1 pseudogene is annotated in these 1005 nt (G+C 40.0%); it reads left to right on the forward strand.

The features are described 5' to 3' along the window. Positions 1 to 379, forward strand: a pseudogene (locus R7P67_RS26745) (glutamate--tRNA ligase); the annotation flags it as partial. Positions 380 to 1005: the final 626 nt, after the last annotated feature.

Genomic DNA, 1005 nt, shown 5'->3' on the forward strand with positions numbered 1-1005 from the left:
AGTCGGTGAGCGTTGTCATACTCTTGTTGAGCTTGCTGAGCAAATTCGTTACTTCTACGAAGATTTCTCTGAGTTTGAAGCGGGCGCAGCGAAGAAGCACCTACGTGGCGTAGCGAAAGAACCTCTAGAAGTAGCACTTGCGAAAGTGGAAGCGATCACAGAGTGGACGACAGAAAACCTACACCAAATGATCGCTGACGTATGTGCAGAGCTTGAAATTGGCATGGGTAAAATCGGTATGCCACTTCGTGTTGCAGTAACAGGCGGCGGTCAATCACCTTCTGTTGATGCTGTAATGGCGTTGATCGGCAAAGAACGTTGTGTTGCTCGCATCAAAATGGCGCTAGAGTTCATTGCTGAGCGTGAAGCAAACGCATAATTAGACTGAATAAATAGTCATTCTAAGCCGCGATATTTGTCGCGGCTTTTTTGTATCTGAAGGTTCACAGCACTATAAAGCTTAATCTTGCTAAGGATATAAACTGCTCGTTTTGCTTTTTAGTTGTTCAAAAATGGATAAGTTTTTGTAATCCATATATGCCTAATATGAATGAAAATTAACCGTTCGCATTCAAAATATCTCTCTGATTTATATTTATAAATCCTAAAGTTCCCTAATTATTGTCTCAATATTGAGAAATAAACTTGCTTTAGCTGTCTGGTTTTAAAAAGTGACGCAAACGTTTGCGTGGTTGGTGGGGTGGGTCTTTGAGTGCTTAAGATCACATAATGTAGAACTTTTTGATGACACGAAATTGACAGTTTTGGGATTTGTCTCGTGATTTCTTAGCGTTATAGTTCAACCCGTCAGTGAGAACTCGATAACGATATGCATCACTGCACTGGAAATATACCCAAGTGACTTTCCATAAATTTTTTGCATGTGCATAAAGCGGAAGTTGCTTCGGTATCCACTCAAGGAATGAATAAAAAGAATTGAAATACAACGTCAGTGTTATTAGGCGGCGCATTTCGTCATCGAATTAAAAAAAAGTACTTCTTTAG

Source organism: Vibrio sp. Vb0937 (assembly GCF_033338855.1).